The organism is Curtobacterium sp. AB7 (assembly GCF_044909335.1).
GTDB lineage: Bacteria > Actinomycetota > Actinomycetes > Actinomycetales > Microbacteriaceae > Curtobacterium.
On sequence record NZ_JBIYED010000005.1, the window covers coordinates 264769 to 280646 of the forward strand.

Below are 15878 nucleotides of genomic sequence, written 5' to 3' on the forward strand. Positions count from 1 at the left end.
CTGTGCGGTGGTGCTGCGGGCGTTCCTGGGGGCGTCGCTGCGGGCGTTCCCGCGAACCGCCCCGCGAGCGGCCCCGCGAGCGGGCGAAATGCCGGGGTCGGCGCCCGGAGCACCCGGGCATTTCGCCCGCTCGGCGATCCCGCGTGTGCGGGTGGTGCGAGCGGCCCCGCGAGCGGGCGAAATGCCGGGGCCGGCGTCCGGAGCACCCGGGCATTTCGCCCGCTCGGCGATCCGCTCGGCGGACGGGGCGGCAGGGCGGCGGGTCACGAGGCGCTCGTCGCGGTCGTGGTCGGGTCCGCCGGGGTGTACATGACGGTGAGGCGTTCGCCCTCACGCTCGACCGACGCCGGCCGGAACGAATCGGACATCGCCTCGAGGGTGGCGGCCACGCGCTCCGCCGAGACAGCGTCACTCGTGTGCAGGACGGCGGTGCGGAACGGCTGCCCGGTCTCGCCCGTGAGCGGCGTGAACCGGTCGACGCGGACGTCCTGGTCGGCGAGCACCTGGCCGAGCGCGATCATCGCTCGCGAGTCGACCTGACCCGCACGGAACTGCGACTTGGTGCCGTCGTCGGCCCGGAGCGCCGGGTTCGACGCCAGCTCGGTGCCCATGGTCTTCCGCAGATCGCTGGCCCGGGTGATCGCGGCCTGTGCGGCCGTCGATCCCTCGGCGTGGATGCGTCGGACCTCGACCTGCTGGTCACCGGACCCGAAGGTCGCGACGGCCGTCGAGTTCTCGATCGCCTGGCGGACGTCGGACGACGAGTTGCCGCCGGTCCGCATGGAGTCCGTCGTGATGACGTAGTCCGAGTCCTTCCACCCGTTGGGCGACTGGCGCTCCACGGCTCCGTCGGTGTCGAGCTTGTAGTACCAGACCACGTTGTTCCGGGCGAAGCCGTCCTCGACGAGGTCGACCCACATGGCGTCGTCCACCAGCAGTCGGGAGGACTTCGAGACGTTGTCCCCGACCCACTGCTCGGCCTGCTGCATCGGCAGGTCGAGGTTGCCCAGGACGAAGCCGCGCAGCTGTGTTCCCCAGAGCGGCACCGCCACGACGAGTGCGACCGCGGTGGTGACGGCCCAGGTGATGCCGAGACCACGACGGGTCCCGGCGCCGAGGCGGGTACGGGTGCGGACCCGACCGGCGATCGCCAGGACGGCACGCTCGGCCGTGTAGGCGACCAGCAGGGCGGCGAACGGGATGAGCATGATGACGTACGGCACCGGCAGGTACCCGTTCGGGCGGAACATCATCGCGAGCAGGAAGACGAGCATCGCGGCGATCGGACGGACCCGGCGCAGGAAGAGCCCGACGACCGCAGCGGCCGAGCCGAGCACGATGAACACCGGGTCGAGCGCCCACCACTGCGACGCGGCGGCGTTTGCCAGGCTGCCCGGGTCGAACAGCGATCCCGATGCCGAGCGCGAGCCGAGCTGGTAGGTGATGCCCTCGAACAGGCTGACCCGACCGCTGCTCGGCAGCAGCTCGCCCTTGACCGCGGCGAGCAGCAGGTACCCGCCGCCGATGATGACCAGGACGGCCCCGGCGACGCTCAGCGTGTACCGGCGGGTGCTCTTGTCGGCTCGACGGATCGCCATCCACATGAGGAACGGCAGGGCGAGCAGGTACGTCTCCTTGGAGAGCACCGCGATGCCGAGGCACGCAGCGGCTCCGGCGAACCCGGCGAGCTGCTGACGACGGCTCAGCACGAGGACGAACGCGGCGAGCAGCCACGGCGTCGCGACGTTGTCGATGTAGACCGTGCGGTGGTACTGCAGGGCGAGCGGCGACAGCGCGAAGACGAGTCCGGCCGCGGCAGCGGTGATCCGGCCGGCACCGAGGCGGCGGGCCAGGACGAACAGCAGGATGCTCGAGACGGCGGAGAAGAAGACCATCGCCTCGCGTCCGGCCTCGACGGCGAACGGGTAGCGCGCGAACGCCCCGGTCAGACCGGTGTAGCCGGCGATCTGGATCCAGCCGAGCGGCGGGTGGTCGTACCAGTACGTGTAGTGCGTGATCTCACCGAGGTGCATGATCGCCCAGGCCTGCGCCGTGTACGTGCCCTCGTCGTCGATCCGCTGCGGGGTGCCGGACATGTTCCAGGCCTGCACGATGACGGTGACGGCGACGACGGGCAGCAGCCACGTCAGGCTCGCGGCGTGCCGGCGGAACCAGGCGCCGATGCCGGTGCGGTCGCCGGCGACGGCCCCGCGGATGGGGATACCGGTGGTGTTGGTGATGCTGGCGGTCATCGGGTCCCTCCAGTGGTCGTACCGGCGAACTCACGCTCGGAAGACGAAGACGAAGACGAAGACGACGACGTCGCGCCCGCGGACCCGGTCAACTCCGACGCGAAGCCGACGACCTCGGCGGGCTGCTCGGCGTTCCGGTGCTGGCCCGTGTGCTCCGTCTTCTCCCAGCCGTTCTGACCCTTGGCGTGGCGGACCACGGCTCGGACGGCTGCTGCGGCGAGGAAGACCTGGTACGGCACGAGACCGAGCACGAGCTTCACGTAGTCGCGGAACCGGACCTTCTCCTTGTAGATGCGACCGAACTCGTTGAGGCCGACGACCTCGACGGCCAGCAGCATGAGCGTCGGTGCCACCGGGATGAACGACACCAGGGCGATCGCCGTCGGCACCTTGACGAACAGGATCATCAGGACGCTGAGCGGGATGAGCAGACCGGTGGCCGCCTGGATGAACGGCATGGTCAGCATGTACCGGGCGAAGAAGCGCTGACGGAACGACGGCAGCTTCTTCCACTCCCCCTTGCCGAGCACCTGCAGGAAGCCCTGGTTCCACCGCGTCCGCTGCTTGAGCAGCGAGGCGAAGGTCGGCGGGGTCTCCTCGCGGGTGACGGCCTCGGGGCTGTAGGCGACGACGACCTTCGCGCCGTCGGCGGACAGGCGGACACCGAGCTCGCAGTCCTCGGCGAGGCAGTGCGCGTCCCAGCCGTTCGACCAGTCGAGGCGTTCCTTCGTCACGAAGACGGTGTTGCCGCCGAGCGGGATGAACTTCGATCCGGCGTGGAAGTGCAGGCGCGAGCGGAACCAGAAGTAGTACTCCAGGACGTTCCGGAGCGACCACCAGCTGGACTTGAAGTTCATCAGCTGCACGCCGCCCTGCACGACGTCGGCGCCGGTCTCCTGGAACCGCGAGTCCACCAGGGTGAGCAGGTGCGGGTAGACCTCGTCCTCGGCGTCGAACACGCCGACGACGTCACCGGTCGCGTACTGCAGCGCCAGGTTCATCGCCTTCGGCTTGTTCTTCGGCAGGGTGTCGTCGACGACCACCCGGATCAGCTCGGGGTGGCGGGCTGCGGCGGCGCGGACGACGGCGTCCGTCTCCGGGTCGTCCTCGCCGACGATCGCGATGATCTCGAAGTCGGGGTGATCCTGCTTCGCGAGCATGTCGAGCGTCTGGCCCATGACCTCTTGCTCGTGCCGTCCGGGCACCAGCAGGGTGAAGCGGTGCGCGGCCGGGCGCGGTGTCTGGCTGAAGCTCGTCGACTTCAGCGCGTCCCGCGAGCGCCACGCGTGCAACATCCACCAGAGCGTCGTCAACGCGACGATCGTGAGCAGTACGGAGATCGCGATGAGGGCGGAGTAGCCGATCCACTCGCCCAGCGACCACGCGGCTTGCTGGACGGCACCGGAGCCTCCGGTCGGGACGTCGGTGGTCCCTCGGTTCGGGACGCTCGACGGAGCGGTTCCCTCGTTCGGCTGGAGCAGCGGCCCTGCGGCCGTCAGCAGCGTGGCGGAGATGGTCATGCGGCGAGCCCCTTCGTGCGACGAGCATCGGTGGAACGGAAGACGAGGGCCTTGTACGCGGCGAACCGGAAAGCGGTTCCGAGCACGAGGCCGACGCCGTTGCCGGCGACGTTGTCGGCGAGGGTCGAGGTGAACCCGAGGACGTAGTGCGAGACGAACAGGCAGGCCGCGGCGATGCCGAGCCCGATCAGGTTGGTGGCAGCGAAGAGCAGCCCCTCGCGCACGGTCTCGCGGCGGCCGGTCTGGCGCTCGGCACGGAACGTGATGAAGCGGTTGCCGATCCACGCCACGGCGGTCGACACGACGGCCGACACGATCTTCGCGGCGATGGGACCGTCGGGCATGACGGTGGCGCGCAGCAGGTTGTAGATGCCCAGATCGATGACGAAGCAGACGGCACCGATCGTGCCGAACGACGCGAGTTGCCTCGCGGTGGCGAGCAGGCGCGAAACCGTGCCGGGTCGCACGGTCGGCACCGCACCGGTGTCGGGTGACACCAGAACGGGGGTATCAGTTCGGGTCATGCCCCCGATTCGGGGGTAACCGGATCGTGGTTTGGGTGGGGTACAGGCTTACCCAGGCGTCTGCCAGTTCCACGACACGTGCTGTTCACACGGGGTACCGACGGCCGGTCTGTGCAGACCGGACCGGTCTGTGCAGGCGGCCAGCAGAGCGGACGGGAGGCCCGTGGCGGCGTCGCCACGGGCCTCCCGTCCGATGGTGGGTCGCGTCTCAGGCGGGACGCTGCGCCGGGGACACGGTCTTGGCCGCGTCGCGCTCCGGGAGGTCACCCAGTGCCTCGTCGATGGCGGCGAGCGCGTCGGCGTCGAGCGTGACGCCCGCTGCCTTGACGTTGTCCGTGACCTGCTCCGGACGCGAGGCACCGACGATGGCGCTGGCGACGTTGTCGTTCTGCAGGGTCCACGCGATCGCGAGCTGCGCGAGGGTGAGGCCGGCCTGGTCGGCGACGGGCTGCAGGCGCTGCACGGCTTCGAGGACCTCGTCGCGCATGAACCGCTTGATCATGTCGGCACCGCCCTTCTCGTCCGTGGCACGCGAGCCCTCGGGCAACGGCTGACCCGGCTTGTACTTGCCGGTCAGCACGCCCTGCGCGATGGGCGACCAGACGATCTGCGACAGGCCGAGCTGCTTCGAGGCGGGGACGACCTCGCCCTCGATGACCCGCCACAGCATCGAGTACTGGGGCTGGTTCGAGATGAGCTGGAAGCCGAGCTCCTTCGCGAGCGCTGCGCCGGCGCGGATCTGCTCGGCGTTCCACTCGCTGACGCCGATGTAGAGCGCCTTGCCCTGGCGGACGACGTCCGCGAAGGCCTGCATGGTCTCTTCGAGGGGGGTCTCGTGGTCGTAGCGGTGCGCCTGGTAGAGGTCGACGTAGTCGGTCTGCAGGCGGGTCAGCGAGCCGTTGATCGACTCCGTGATGTGCTTGCGGCTGAGGCCGACGTCGTTGTGCTGCTTGGGGCCGGTGGGCCAGTAGACCTTCGTGAAGACCTCGAGCCCCGCACGCCGCTCACCCTTGAGTGCTTCGCCGAGGACGGTCTCGGCGGCGGTGTTGGCGTACGTGTCCGCGGTGTCGAACGTGGTGATGCCGGCGTCGAGCGCTGCCCGCACGCACTGGGAGGCGACGTCGTTCTCGACCTGCGAGCCGTGCGTCAGCCAGTTGCCGTAGGTGATCTCGGAGATCTTGAGTCCGGAGTTGCCCAGGTACCTGAATTCCATGGTCCCGACGCTACTGGAGCCCGCCGACACGTGAGGGGCCCCGCGAGTGCCTGCCGCCCGCCGCGTGGCGCGGTGGGGGTGGGCGTGCGGTGTGCGGTGCGCGGTCGGCCGCCGCGGGCGCGGGTGGGTGGGCGTGCGGTGCGGTCGGCCGCCGCGAGCGCGGGTCCCGCGAACGTGGGTCCCGCGAACGTCAGTCCCGCGAACGTGGGTCCCGCGAACGTCAGTCCCGCGAACGTGGGTCCCGCGAACGTCAGTCCCGCGAACGTGGGTCCCGCGAGCGGGCGAAATGCCGGCGTGCCCGACGGCGGCACCCTGGCAATACGCCCGCTCGCGTCGTCGTCGATGTCGGGACCGCGGGTACCTCGCGGAGCCCGACGAGCTGACGCCGCCCTCGCGGTCCCGCCCGCTGCACTGACGGGCGGGGCCCGCGGAGGCGGGCGCCCCGCGAGCGGGCGTCCGCGGAGGCGGGCGCCCCCGCGAGCGGGCGAAATGCCGCGGTCGCCACGCAGCAGGACGCCGGTGTTTCGCCCGCTCGGCCCCGGCGCGACTCCTCCACAGGGGCTCCAGGATCGTGGGCCGTCCACACTGGAGGCGCGACTCACCACCGTCGCGCCCGCTCGGCTCCACGATGTGGAGATGACCGCCAGACGACGACTCCCGTTGGTGCTGCGGGACGCCTCGTTCCGCGTCCGTGACGCACTGCATCGAGGGGTGTCCCGCGGCCGCCTCGAGGCACGTGACCTCGTCCGCCCGTTCCACGGCATCCGATCCGCGGTTCCGCCACGAACCGTCGACGAACGCGCCCGGTCACTGGCTCCTCGACTGCGCCCCGACCAGGTGTTCAGCCACGTCACGGCCGCCGCGATCCTCGGCATCCCACTTCCCCGCCGGTTCGAGGGCACACCGCGGCTCCACGTCACGACGATCGGGGTCGATCAGGCGCTCCGTGTCCGTGGCGCCGTCGGACACCGCGCCCACCACGGCAGGGTCAGTGCGACCAACAGCCGAGGTGTGCGCCTGACGGCCCCGGCGGACACGTTCGTCGCCCTGAGCACGATGTTGACGCTCGACGAACTGATCATCGCGGGTGACGCCCTCGTCGGGTGGCTCGGATGGGCGACGCTCGACGAGCTCATCCAGGCCGTCGACCGGCGGCGCGGGCTCCGGGGCGTCGTGAAGCTGCGCCAGGCTCTCGTGGAGATCAGACCGGGCTCACGCTCCCCAGGTGAGACCAGGGCACGGCTGGCCCTCGTCCGCCGTGGACTCCCGGAACCCACCCTGAACCACGACGTGATCGTGGACGGCAGGTGGATCGCATGCGTGGACCTCGCCTACCCCGCAGCACGGGTGGCGATCGAGTACGAGAGTGATCTCCACCGCACCGACCCGGCCACCTTCCGGAAGGACCTCACCCGCGGTGAGTACTTGAAGGACGTGGACTGGTGGTTGGTCCGGGCCACTGCGGAAGACGTGGGCCGAGGTGTCGATCGGTTCGTACAGCGTGTGAGACGCCTCCTGCACGCCGGGTTCCGCGCACCGCACGACCACCGCTTCGCGACGCTTCAGTGAACAATGGTTGACGCTTCAACCAAAAGGGTGCACACTGGCGTAGTATCAGGTTGATGCAGGCGCATGGATCGCGTCGCACCACAGACTCTCGTTCGGAAGAAGGACCACCATGACGCTCACCGCCACCACCATCCCCGGCTACCAGACCGGCACCTGGAAGATCGACCCCACCCACTCCGAGGTCACCTTCTCGGTCCGCCACCTCGCGATCAGCAAGGTCAAGGGCAAGTTCGAGACGTTCGACGCAACCGTCGTCACCGCCGAGAACCCCCTCGAGTCGACCGTCGAGGCGAACATCGACGTCGCGTCGATCAACACCGGCCAGGAGCAGCGCGACCAGCACCTGAAGACGAGCGACTTCTTCCTCACCGAGGAGCACCCGCAGCTCACCTTCCGCTCGACGAGCATCGAGGCCAAGGGCGACGACCTGCACATCGCTGGCGACCTGACCCTGCGCGGCGTCACCAAGCCCGTCGTTCTCAAGGCCGAGCTCGGTGGCTTCACGACCGACGGCTACGGCCAGGTCAAGTTCGGCGCCGAGGCGTCCACGAAGATCGACCGCACCGAGTTCGGCGTGAACTGGAACGCAGCGCTCGAGGCCGGTGGGTTCACCCTCGGCAACGACGTGACGATCAACCTCGACGTCCAGTTCGTGCTCCAGGCGGCCTGAGCCCCTTCGGTCTCGCTGCCTGACTGAGGGCACCGAACAGCACCACCCGAACCCGAGACACGCGCCCCGGCTCCCCACGGAGCCGGGGCGTTCGTCGTCCCCGCCGGGCTTCGGGCGGCCGCGCGTGCCCGCCACCCGCCGCCCGCCACCCGCCGCTGCGGCCCGAGCGGGTGCTCCATCGCGTGCGCAACCGGGCGAACGGGCGAAATACCGGCCTCATCTCGTACTCGACCCCGGCATTTCGCCCGCTCGCTCAGGGACCACGCGTCGGCACGCCCCTCCGGTCCCAGCGAGCGCAGTGCGCACCGATCCCCGCGCGGGCGTGAACGGGCGGAATCGTCGGGTGAGCACGCGCACGACTGCGGCATTTCGCCCGCTCGGCCGGGCTCCTCGGCGTAGCGTTGGGCAGCGGACGGGGGCACGCCCGCAAGGCACGGGAATCCGCACACCAGCCTCCGAGTTACAACGACACGCACGAAACGCACCACACGCACCACACGCGAAGCACCGCACTCCAGCCCGACGAACAGGAGCACCACCATGGCCACCGACTGGATCGCGATGCAGGCCCTCGCGGCAGCCGAGTTCGGCCGCCGCGTCGCCGCCGTGACGGACTGGGACGCCGCCACGCCCGACTCCGAGTGGACCACCCGCGACCTCGTCACCCACGTGGTGGACGAGCAGCGCTGGATCCCGAAGCTCCTCACCGGGTGCGACCACGCCCAGGCCGAGGCCGACCTCGAGTCCATCGGCGACGACCTCGTGTCCGAGTGGCAGCGCTTCGCGACCGCGGCGACCGATGCCTGGCGGAACGCCCCGCAGGACACCCCCGTGCACCTCAGCACCGACGTCGTGCCGGCTGGCCAGTACCTCACCGAGCAGACCAGCGACATCACGATCCACACGTGGGACCTGGCGCGGGCGACCGGCACGGACGAGTCCCTGCCGGACGAGCTCGTGCAGGCGGTGTGGGAGTACTTCGAACCGCAGATCGAGGACCTCGCCGCCACCGGTCTGTACGCCGCGCCGGTCGACGTCGACGAGGACGCCCCACTCCAGGTCCGCCTGCTCGCCGTCACAGGCCGCGATGCCAAGGTGAGCGCATGACGAACGCAGCACCGAGCAACGCCGCACCGAGCAACGAAGCCCCGAGCAACGCCGCACCGAGCAACGCAGCCCCGAGCACCGCAGCGACGACGGACACCACCCGCCTCGGCGCCTCGGGCCTCGAGATCAGCACCGTGATCCTCGGCATGATGTCCTACGGCGCCCCCGACCGCGGCTCGCACGCGTGGAGCGTCGGCATCGACGAGGCCCGCCCCTTCGTCCGTCGCGCGTTCGACGCCGGCATCACCACCTTCGACACGGCGAACGTGTACTCCGACGGCTCCAGCGAGGAGATCACCGGCACGCTCCTCAAGGAGCTCGCCCCACGCGAGGACGTCCAGGTCCTCACCAAGGTGTTCAACCGGATGCGCCCCGGTCGGAACGGCGCAGGGCTCTCCCGAGCCGCGATCATGCACGAGATCGACGCCTCGCTGACCCGGCTCGGCACCGACTACGTCGACCTGTACCAGATCCACCGCTTCGACCCGGTGACGCCGATCGAGGAGACGATGGAGGCGCTGCACGACGTCGTCAAGGCCGGCAAGGCCCGCTACCTCGGCGCGAGCAGCATGTGGACGTGGCAGTTCGCGCAGATGCAGCACGTCGCCGACCTGCACGGTTGGACCCGCTTCGTCAGCATGCAGGACCAGTACAACCTGCTCGAACGCGAGGAAGAACGCGAGATGCACCCCTTCGCGCACGCGACCGGCGTCGGCGTGATCCCGTGGAGCCCCCTCGCCCGCGGCAAGGTCACCCGGCCGTGGGACGCCGACGGCTCCGGGTCACGCGCGAGCACCGACGAGTTCGGCAAGACGCTCTACCGCCAGGACGAGGACGCGAACCGCGCGATCGTGGGAGCCGTCGAGGCGATCGCGAACGAACGCGGCGTGAGCATGGCGCAGATCGCCCTCGCCTGGGTCGCGGGCAAGCCCGCGGTGAGCGCGCCGATCGTCGGTGCGACGAAGGAGCACCACATCGACGACGCGGTCGCGGCCGCCGCGATCACGCTCACCGACGACGAGGTGACGCGACTCGAGTCCGCGTACACGCCCCGGGTGCCGTCCGGTTTCTGACGTACGACAAGCAGACGGGAGGCCCGTGGCCAGCTGGCCACGGGCCTCCCGTCCGTCTCCGGTCACGTCCACGACACGTGGCACGCCGTCGGCTCAGCACACGCCGCCGTGCCCGCGCGACGCCGCTCCGGCGTCGAGACGCCGCCGGATCCGGCGGCGTCTCGACGTGACGACGGCGTCTTCCGTCTCCTGACGGGCCGGGTCGGTCAGGCGACAGCGCCGCGTTCGCGTTCGAGGCGGGCGATGCGCACGAGCGCAGCGCGCTCGGTGCCCGTCTGGTTGCCGAGCACCCCACCGATCCCGTCGAGCACGAGTCCGGTCGCCCGGCCGACGGGCAGTTCGACGGGCCCGATCGCGGGGGCCCGCAGGCCGAGCATCGAGCGGTGGCGGGGGTCGAGCGTCGAGACGGCCCCCTGGAACAGCGCCTGGTAGCCGGGCCGCAGCATCAGCGCGAGCGGCGGGTTCCTGATGAACTTGACGACGTCGCGGGTGCGGGCCGTGACCGCGAGTTCGCCGCGGTCGAGGTACCCGTCCATCTGGGCGCGGAGCTCGGCCTCGGACTCCGGGGCGTCCTCGACGCGCATGAGCCGGCCGGCGGTCGCCCACTCGCGGACGTAGGCGTCGGCACCGCCGGGGATCGGGCCGCCCCAGCGCTGCGCGGCCCGGAGGAACGCGTCGGTGAAGGCGAGGTGCACCCAGCGGGCCAGGTCGGGGTCGTTCGCCGCGTAGTCGCGTGCGATGCCGTGGCCGTCGACGTACTGGCCGCGAACCCGCTCGTGCAGGCGCAGCACCCACTCGCTCGCTCCGCGGGCGGTCGCGGTGTCGCCGCGCGAGACCGTGTAGATCCACCGGATGGTGCCGGCGAGTCGGCCGAACGGGTCCTCGCGGTAGCGGGAGTGGTCGGCGACGCCGGCGAGGGCTCCGGGGTGCAGGGCCTGGACGAGGAGTGCGCGGACCCCGGCGACGATCGTCTGCTTGCCGCCGTGCACCGCCCACGTCGCGGAACCGGGGCCGAAGAAGCCGGCGTCGGTGCCGTCCTCGAGTTCGTCGATCCACTCCGGCTTGCTCGTCGCCCCACCGGTGAACGTGTCGTTGAGGCGGGAGCGGAAGGCATCGGAGACGGAGGGCATGGCGTCATCGTCCGTCCGCCCCCTGGGAGCGCGCTCGGCTTCGTGCACCCCGACGCCTCCCAGCGGGCGCGGGGGTGGCCCGCTAGGTTGGGACGCGTGAGCATCGACACGCCTCGTCCCTGGCTTGCCTCGTACGCCCCGGGGGTCCCGCACGACATCGAGGAACAGCACGGTTCCCTGATCGACCTGGTCGAGGAATCTGCGCGACGGTTCCCGGGCAGGGTCGCGCTCGAGTTCTTCAAGCGGACCACCAGCTACGCCGACCTGCAGGAGCAGATCCTCCGCGCGGCGAACGGGCTCCGCAAGCTCGGCGTCGGCGCCGGCGACCGGGTCGCGATCGTGCTGCCGAACTGCCCGCAGCACATCGTGGCGTTCTACGCGGTCCTGCGCCTCGGCGCGATCGTGGTCGAGCACAACCCGCTGTACACGCCGCGCGAGCTCCGCCACCAGTTCGAGGACCACGGCGCGAAGGTCGCGATCGCCTGGGACAAGTCCGTCGCGACGCTGCAGGACTTCCCCGCCGACGTGGCGCTCGACGCGATCGTGTCGGTCGACCTGACCCGAGCGATGCCCCGCGCCACCCGGCTCGCCCTGGCCCTGCCGGTGGCGAAGGCCCGTGAGTCCCGCGCGAAGCTCACCACCTCGGTGCGCGGCACGACGAAGTGGGACGACCTGGTCGGCACCCGCAAGCTGTCGAAGCGCCACCCGCGACCGTCGACGGACGACGTCGCCCTGATCCAGTACACCTCGGGCACCACCGGCACGCCGAAGGGTGCCGTGCTGACGCACCGGAACCTGCTGGCGAACGCCGCACAGGCCCGCGCCTGGGTGCCGCAGATCCGTCGGGGCGACAACGTCGTGTACGCGGTGCTGCCGATGTTCCACGCGTACGGCCTCACGCTGTGCCTGACCTTCGCGATGAGCATGGCCTCGCGGCTCGTGCTGTTCCCGACGTTCGACCCGGCGCTCGTGCTCACCGCGATCAAGAAGCACCCGCCGACGTTCCTGCCGGCCGTCCCGCCGATCTACGCCCGACTGCAGCACGCCGCTGACTCGGCGAAGGTCTCGCTCGAGGGCATCGAGATCGGCATCTCGGGCGCCATGCCGCTGTCGCAGGACATCGTCGAACCGTGGGAGGCACGGACCGGCGGGTACCTGGTCGAGGGCTACGGGCTGTCCGAGTGCTCCCCCGTGCTGATGGCCAACCCGGTGTCCCCGGAGCGTCGCCTCGGCTCCATCGGTCTGCCGTTGTCCTCCACCGAGGCCCGCGTGGTCGACCCCGACGACAGCACGAAGGTGCTCGGCGTCGACGAACCCGGCGAGCTGCAGGTCCGCGGGCCGCAGGTGTTCCGCGGCTACTGGGGCAAGGCCGAGGCCACGGACGAGGTCTTCACCCCCGACGGCTGGTTCCGCACCGGCGACATCGTGGCCATCGGCGCCGACGGCTACGTCCGGATCGTCGACAGGCTCAAGGAGCTCATCATCACGGGCGGCTTCAACGTGTCGCCGTCCGAGGTCGAGGACGCCCTGCTCAAGCACCCGAGCGTCAAGGAGGTCGCGGTCGTCGGCATCACGCAGGGCGGCAACGAGCAGGTCGTCGCCGCCGTCGTGCCGAAGGACCCGTCCTCGTTCGACGCCGCGGCGCTGCGGGCGTGGGCGCGTGACCAGCTGGCGGCGTACAAGGTGCCGCGTCGGGTCGTCGTGGTCGAGGACCTGCCGCGCTCGATGATCGGCAAGGTGCTGCGGCGGAAGGTGCGGGACCAGATCCTCGCCGACGACTGACGCGCGTCAGCGTCCGCGGCGGCCGACGACGCAGGTCAGCGCAGGCGTCGCCCCGGCACCGCGAGCACGGCGAGCCCGGCCACCACGAGCGCGATGCCGACCCACCCCGTCGTACCGAGGTGCTCCCCGACGACGAGCACGGCGAGCACCGCCGCGACCACGGGCTCGAGCAACGACACCAGGGTCGCGACCGAGGCACCGACGGACCGCAACCCCACGGCGTACAGCGAGTGCCCGAGGACCGTGGGCACCAGGGCCAGGTACAGGAACACCGGCCAGTTGCCGCCCTCGGCGAGGGACGGTGCGCCGACGACGACCACGAGGACGACGAGCGGCACGGCAGCGATGCCGAACACGGCGCCGACGAGCCCCCGGCCGTTCGGCAGTCCCGCCGCGACGGCTTCGATCCCGGGCCCGCCGGGCACCGACACCGCCCCGGCCGCCGCGTGCAGTCCCCGTGCCACCGCCCACGAGTACAGCGCGTAGGTGAGTCCAGCGAGCAGGGCACTGGCGATACCGAACGCGAGCGCACCACCGCCGCCGCCGTGCTCTGACCGCGCCAGGGTCACGACGACCATGCCGGCCACGCTCACCAGCGTGGCGACGATCCACCTGCCGGTGACGGGCCTCCTGTCCGACACCCACTCGACGAGCCCCGCGAACACGGGTGACGACCCGATGGCGATGGTGGTGCCGAGGGCGACGCCCGCGTCGGCGAGGGCTGCGTAGAAGGCGACCGCGTAGACGACGAGCGCCGCCGCACCGAGCAGTGCCCACCCCCGTGTTCGGCGCTCGGCGACGGCGCGGACGGTGCCGCGTCCGGCGACGGCGGCGAGCACGAGGCCACCGATCCCGAACGTGACGGCGCCGAAGACGAAGGCGGGGACGCCCGGGGCGAAGTGGGTCGCGGTGCCGGTGGTCCCCCAGACCACGGCGGCGACGACCACCGCAGCGAGCCCGCCGGCAGGCGTCGGGACCCGGCGCGCGCTGGCGGGACCCGTCACGAGACGTGGATGGACGGGCGGCGGTGGACGTCGGGCTCGGCTTCGCGCAGGACCTCGCGCGTGACGGGCGCGACGTCACCGGCGCCGGTGAACACGAACCGCAGGGCGTTCCGGATCGGGCTGCCCTCGTTCCACTCGAAGTAGATGCTCGGGACGACCCCGGCGGTGTCGCGGATCGCGAGCAGGGTCGAGGCGATGGTGTTCGGCACGTTGCCGGACCGGACCCGGAGCACACGGTGTCCGTGCACGACGTGCCCCTCGACCAGCAGGTCCTCTTCGAAGTCGGACGAGTCGGCGGGCAGCACCTCGAGGAACATCGTCGGGACGCGCGCCGGGATGCCGGAGTCGCGTCGTTCCTCGCGCCCCTTCGCCCGGTACGCCTCGGCGGTGCCGGCACCCGGCTCGTTCGCGATGATGCAGACCGAGCTGAACTGGTCGGCGTCGGCCTCGACGAACTGCCGGGCCGTGGCGTCCAGCTCGATCGACGACGCGCGGAGCTCGAACGACCGGCGCACCCGCGAGATGAGCGACACCACGACGATGGCGACGATGAAGATCGCCGCGATCCGGACGCCGTCGGGCCGCTCGATGACGTTCGCGACCGTGGTGTAGACGAACACGACCGAGATGACGCCGAACGCTATGGTGCGCTTCTTCTGCTGTCGGCGACGGGCCGACAGGGTGACCGCGACCGCGGCGCTCGTGATCAGGACGAGCACGCCCGTGGCGTACGCCCCACCCTGGGCGTCGACGTTCGCGCGGAACACGATCGTGATCAGGAAGGCGATGAGCGTGAAGATGATGACGAGCGGCCGGGTCGCCCGCGCCCACTGCGGCGCCATGCCGTAGCGGGGCAGGAACCGCGGCACCAGGTTGAGCAGGCCGGCCATCGCGCTCGCGCCGGCGAACCACAGGATCGCGACGGTCGAGAAGTCGTAGATCGACCCGAACACCCCGCCGAGGTACTGGTGCGCCAGGAAGGCCAGGGCCCGCCCGTTCGCACCGCCGCCCGGCTGGAACTCGTGCTGCGGGATGAGGAACGTCGTCGCGATCGACGAGGTGATGAGGAACGAGCTCATGATCACGGCCGCGACGGTCAGGAGCCGCTTCGTGCCGCGGATCCGTCCCTCGGGCCGGGCGCTCGTGTCGTCGGACGCGTCACCGCGCACCTGCGGCATCACCGCGACGCCGGTCTCGAACCCGGACAGGCCGAGCGCCAGCTTCGGGAACACGACGAGCGCGATGCCGACCATGACGAGGGGGTTGCTGTGCTGCGCGGTGAGCCCCGACCACCAGTCGCTGGCGACCATCGGGTGCTCGAAGACGTGCCAGAGCGCGACCACCACCACGACGGCGTTCAGCGCGAGGAACACCGCGACGAGTCCGACCGCGATGCCGATCGCCTCCTTGAACCCGCGGAGGAACACCACGCCGAGCAAGAGCAGCAGCGCGAGCGTGAGCGGGACGGGGATCTCCGTGAACCAGTGCGGCGTGTACGGGTTCTCGGCGATGTGCGCTGTGGCGTCCGCCGCCGACAGCGTCATCGTGATCATGAAGTCGGTGACGGCGAACCCGAGCAGGACGAGCACCAGGAGCTTGCCGGCCCACCACGGCAGCAGCTTCTCGAGCATCATGATCGACCCGGCACCGCGGAAGCTGTCGCTCGCGACCCGGCGGTACACCGGCAGTGCGCCGAACAGCGTGACGAGCACGAGCACGATCGTGGCGATCGGCGACAGCAGGCCGGCGGCGAGCGCCGCGATCGCCGGCTGGTACCCGAGGGTCGAGAAGTAGTCGACGCCGGTCAGGCACATGACGCGCCACCACGGGTGGGTCTTCTCGACCTCGACCTGGTGCGGACCCTGGTGGGATGCCCCTTGGTGGGCGCCCTGCAGCATCCAGCGACGCAGTCGGGTGCTGCGGTCGAGGGGTGGCTCCGTGGCGTCGCGCTGGGCGGCCCGCTCGGCGTCTGTCGCGGTCACGTGGACGATGCTAAGCCGTCCGGGTGACGCACGCGCGCACCCGGACGGCCCC

General features: G+C 70.9%; 12 protein-coding genes. 5 read left to right on the forward strand and 7 right to left on the reverse strand.

Annotated features, from left to right (window positions below):
• Positions 1-263: 263 nt before the first annotated feature.
• From ABH929_RS12970 to ABH929_RS12985, 4 genes are all read right to left on the reverse strand, one after another.
• Complete coding sequence (locus ABH929_RS12970) at positions 264-2252, reverse strand: ArnT family glycosyltransferase (RefSeq protein ID WP_404561529.1); 1989 nt, start codon at positions 2250-2252, stop codon at positions 264-266.
• The gene (locus tag ABH929_RS12975; protein WP_404561530.1) at positions 2249-3772 is read right to left on the reverse strand and encodes a glycosyltransferase; all 1524 of its coding nucleotides are present in this window, start codon (positions 3770-3772) and stop codon (positions 2249-2251) included. The genes ABH929_RS12970 and ABH929_RS12975 overlap by 4 nt, the downstream gene beginning before the upstream one ends.
• Positions 3769-4269 carry a GtrA family protein gene (locus tag ABH929_RS12980; RefSeq protein WP_404561531.1) on the reverse strand — a complete coding sequence of 167 codons (501 nt, stop codon included), beginning with the start codon at positions 4267-4269 and terminating at the stop codon, positions 3769-3771. Before ABH929_RS12980 ends, ABH929_RS12975 begins: the two co-directional genes overlap by 4 nt.
• A 235-nt stretch (positions 4270-4504) precedes the next feature.
• The gene (locus tag ABH929_RS12985; RefSeq protein ID WP_123341141.1) at positions 4505-5509 is read right to left on the reverse strand and encodes an aldo/keto reductase family protein; all 1005 of its coding nucleotides are present in this window, start codon (positions 5507-5509) and stop codon (positions 4505-4507) included.
• Positions 5510-6145: 636 nt separating this feature from the next.
• On the opposite strand from ABH929_RS12985, the gene ABH929_RS12990 reads away from it, so the two are divergent.
• The 4 genes from ABH929_RS12990 (at position 6146) to ABH929_RS13005 (ending at position 9928) form a co-directional block, all read left to right on the forward strand.
• Positions 6146-7078: a hypothetical protein gene (locus tag ABH929_RS12990; protein WP_404561532.1), complete on the forward strand. Its 933-nt coding sequence runs from the start codon at positions 6146-6148 to the stop codon at positions 7076-7078.
• Between the two features lie 109 nt (positions 7079-7187).
• On the forward strand, positions 7188-7748 hold the full coding sequence (locus ABH929_RS12995) for a YceI family protein (RefSeq protein ID WP_123340768.1): 561 nt from the start codon (positions 7188-7190) through the stop codon (positions 7746-7748).
• Positions 7749-8288: 540 nt separating this feature from the next.
• A complete protein-coding gene (locus ABH929_RS13000) occupies positions 8289-8855 on the forward strand; it encodes a TIGR03086 family metal-binding protein (protein WP_404561533.1) in 567 nt (188 codons plus the stop codon).
• Between the two features lie 146 nt (positions 8856-9001).
• The gene (locus ABH929_RS13005) at positions 9002-9928 is read left to right on the forward strand and encodes an aldo/keto reductase (RefSeq protein ID WP_263092209.1); all 927 of its coding nucleotides are present in this window, start codon (positions 9002-9004) and stop codon (positions 9926-9928) included.
• 206 nt (positions 9929-10134) lie between these two features.
• On the opposite strand, the gene ABH929_RS13010 is transcribed toward ABH929_RS13005, so the two are convergent.
• Entirely contained in the window at positions 10135-11058 is a 924-nt protein-coding gene (locus ABH929_RS13010) for an oxygenase MpaB family protein (RefSeq protein WP_404561534.1), read from the reverse strand.
• A gap of 96 nt (positions 11059-11154) precedes the next feature.
• Between ABH929_RS13010 and ABH929_RS13015 the strand changes: the two genes are divergently transcribed.
• On the forward strand, positions 11155-12840 hold the full coding sequence (locus ABH929_RS13015) for a long-chain-fatty-acid--CoA ligase (RefSeq protein ID WP_263092202.1): 1686 nt from the start codon (positions 11155-11157) through the stop codon (positions 12838-12840).
• Positions 12841-12875: 35 nt separating this feature from the next.
• On the opposite strand, the gene ABH929_RS13020 is transcribed toward ABH929_RS13015, so the two are convergent.
• The gene (locus tag ABH929_RS13020) at positions 12876-13844 is read right to left on the reverse strand and encodes a DMT family transporter (RefSeq protein WP_404561535.1); all 969 of its coding nucleotides are present in this window, start codon (positions 13842-13844) and stop codon (positions 12876-12878) included.
• A complete protein-coding gene (locus ABH929_RS13025; RefSeq protein ID WP_240347702.1) occupies positions 13841-15742 on the reverse strand; it encodes an amino acid transporter in 1902 nt (633 codons plus the stop codon). Before ABH929_RS13025 ends, ABH929_RS13020 begins: the two co-directional genes overlap by 4 nt.
• Between the last annotated feature and the right edge of the window lie 136 nt (positions 15743-15878).

What these genes read in the sequence shown, in the direction of transcription:
- ABH929_RS12970 (WP_404561529.1), bottom strand. Translation starts at nt 2,252, where the DNA reads ATGACCGCCAGCATCACCAACACCACCGGTATCCCCATCCGCGGGGCC.
- ABH929_RS12975 (WP_404561530.1), bottom strand. Translation starts at nt 3,772, where the DNA reads ATGACCATCTCCGCCACGCTGCTGACGGCCGCAGGGCCGCTGCTCCAG.
- ABH929_RS12985 (WP_123341141.1), bottom strand. Translation starts at nt 5,509, where the DNA reads ATGGAATTCAGGTACCTGGGCAACTCCGGACTCAAGATCTCCGAGATC.
- ABH929_RS12990 (WP_404561532.1), top strand. Translation starts at nt 6,146, where the DNA reads ATGACCGCCAGACGACGACTCCCGTTGGTGCTGCGGGACGCCTCGTTC.
- ABH929_RS12995 (WP_123340768.1), top strand. Translation starts at nt 7,188, where the DNA reads ATGACGCTCACCGCCACCACCATCCCCGGCTACCAGACCGGCACCTGG.
- ABH929_RS13000 (WP_404561533.1), top strand. Translation starts at nt 8,289, where the DNA reads ATGGCCACCGACTGGATCGCGATGCAGGCCCTCGCGGCAGCCGAGTTC.
- ABH929_RS13005 (WP_263092209.1), top strand. Translation starts at nt 9,002, where the DNA reads ATGATGTCCTACGGCGCCCCCGACCGCGGCTCGCACGCGTGGAGCGTC.
- ABH929_RS13010 (WP_404561534.1), bottom strand. Translation starts at nt 11,058, where the DNA reads ATGCCCTCCGTCTCCGATGCCTTCCGCTCCCGCCTCAACGACACGTTC.
- ABH929_RS13025 (WP_240347702.1), bottom strand. Translation starts at nt 15,742, where the DNA reads ATGCTGCAGGGCGCCCACCAAGGGGCATCCCACCAGGGTCCGCACCAG.